Source organism: Microcystis sp. M49636_WE2 (assembly GCF_030065375.1).
Taxonomy (GTDB): domain Bacteria; phylum Cyanobacteriota; class Cyanobacteriia; order Cyanobacteriales; family Microcystaceae; genus Microcystis; species Microcystis aeruginosa_C.
The window spans coordinates 1-1,827 of the sequence record NZ_JASJFG010000145.1 but is presented as its reverse complement, the minus strand read 5'-3'; the positions used below and the strand labels follow the sequence as shown (position 1 = coordinate 1,827).

4 protein-coding genes and 1 pseudogene are annotated in these 1,827 nt (G+C 40.0%); 3 read left to right on the top strand and 2 right to left on the bottom strand.

Features of this window, described 5'->3' with window-relative positions:
• Positions 1-235: 235 nt before the first annotated feature.
• A complete protein-coding gene (locus PX484_RS03415) occupies positions 236-403 on the bottom strand; it encodes a helix-turn-helix domain-containing protein (protein ID WP_288102856.1) in 168 nt (55 codons plus the stop codon).
• Positions 404-624: 221 nt separating this feature from the next.
• On the opposite strand from PX484_RS03415, the gene PX484_RS03410 reads away from it, so the two are divergent.
• From PX484_RS03410 to PX484_RS03400, 3 genes are all read left to right on the top strand, one after another.
• Positions 625-930 (top strand): DUF433 domain-containing protein, encoded by a 306-nt coding sequence (locus PX484_RS03410; protein ID WP_002749899.1) that lies wholly within the window; start codon positions 625-627, stop codon positions 928-930.
• Between the two features lie 77 nt (positions 931-1,007).
• Positions 1,008-1,283, top strand: coding sequence for a DUF5615 family PIN-like protein (locus PX484_RS03405; protein ID WP_288102854.1), 276 nt, complete (start codon positions 1,008-1,010; stop codon positions 1,281-1,283).
• 3 nt (positions 1,284-1,286) lie between these two features.
• Positions 1,287-1,427, top strand: a complete 141-nt coding sequence (locus PX484_RS03400; RefSeq protein ID WP_288102852.1) for a hypothetical protein — start codon at positions 1,287-1,289, stop codon at positions 1,425-1,427.
• A 183-nt stretch (positions 1,428-1,610) separates the two neighbouring features.
• Here PX484_RS03400 and PX484_RS03395 read toward each other — a convergent pair.
• A pseudogene (locus PX484_RS03395) lies at positions 1,611-1,827 on the bottom strand (hypothetical protein); the annotation flags it as partial.

Below are 1,827 nucleotides of genomic sequence, written 5' to 3'. Positions count from 1 at the left end.
TTCTGGATACGGAAAGTCTTCTGGGATGCTGGCCAACAATCGATCGAGTGTTGGATTGCATGGCTTCTCTGTGAGTTCAACGATTGAATTCTCGTCAAGTCCGAAGCTTTCAGCGATCTTGCGGGGAATTTCGATATCCATGATCTTCTTGTCCGATAAAGTTAGAAAATTAACCTTAAATACTTATTTAATTCAGTTATCGGTCAAATAAAGGTAAATAACTGCAATTTTTCTCTTAATTAATCGCATTTAGACCTTTTTTCTCCACCAGAGACAGCAGTTTTAATACGAGTCTGGCTGGATGTTTCTCTCCCCGCTCCCATTGACTGACCGAATCTTTGGAGACGTTCAGGTAACGGGCGAAAACGGCTTGACTTACCCCTTTTCTATAATCATTTCTGATAGGACAGTTGCTTTATTCTTGAAAATTCTAGGCTGGTTCTTTCTTTATTATATCTTATCGCTTACTTCTCCTCAACGAAAAGAATGATAAGAATTAAACCGCAAAAGCAAGATTCTGTCAGGGCGTGAAAATTAAGTTTTTAGTCGATGAACTTTTAATTGGGTCGATTTGAATAAATTTGTGATACAATAAAAAGGCTAAAATACTTAATAATTTAGATCATGAATGCGACGACAATTGAAATTGGCACTTTGATTGATCGTTCTCCTAAAATTCGAGGAGGAAGACCAACAATTGCTGGGACAGGAGTGACAGTGCGCCGCCTCGTTTCTTGGTATAAATTAGGGCTGACTCCTGAAGAAATTTTAAACCGGATGGGACATCCCCATTTAGATTTAGCCAAAGTTTATGCGGCTCTAACTTACTATCATGCCAACAGGGAAGAAATTGAAACTGATTTAGCACAAGAAGAAGCTGAGGTGAAACAGTTTGAACAGGAGTGGCTTCAATCTAAGTTAAATAAATAGTCATGCTGGCATTATATTTGGATGAAGACTCGATGGATCAGAGCCTTGTCGCGGCTTTAAGAGCCAGATGAGTCGATGTGATAACGGCTACAGAAGCAGGTATGTTGGGGCGCTCCGATTCAGAACAATTAGACTATGCTACTGGTCAAGGAAGGATGTTATACACTTTCAATCGGGGCGATTTTTACCGCTTACACACTCAGTATTTAACTGAGGGTAAATCTCATCGGGGAATAATACTCGCCCCTCAACAACGTTACTCTATTGGGGAACAATTGCGACAAATTCTGGACTTGATTTCTGTCAAAACAATTGAACAGATGGAAAATAATGTGGAGTTTATTAAAGGGTAATCTATGCCCAATTTACCAAGATTAAATCTGCTTATAATCCTACAGTTAATCGTCTATTCTCGCTTTATTAATCCTCTGCTGGCACTTTCACAAGAGGAAGGAAATGTAGTTAATAGAGAAGAACAACTGCATGAGATTAATTAAGTACCTAAGCAAAATTAATTACAGATATCTAACCCCCTCTTGCCTTTTGCATCTTGCCTTTCTTCACTAGGAAATTTATTTGGCACGACTACTTAAGAGAATTTTATCTGATTTTTTTTAAAATGAGAATTGCTGACAAAAAAGCACCCCCTCGCAGGAGTGCCTTTTCGTTCAGACTAGAACTTAACCATTGATAGCGGGAGCGGTCAGAGCTACGGGAGCCTGTTCACCACTAGCTAAGTCTAAGGGGAAGTTGTGAGCATTACGCTCGTGCATTACTTCCATACCGATACCAGCGCGGTTTAACACATCGGCCCAAGTACCGATTACACGACCTTGAGAATCGAGAATCGACTGGTTGAAGTTGAAACCGTTGAGGTTGAACGCCATGGTGCTAACA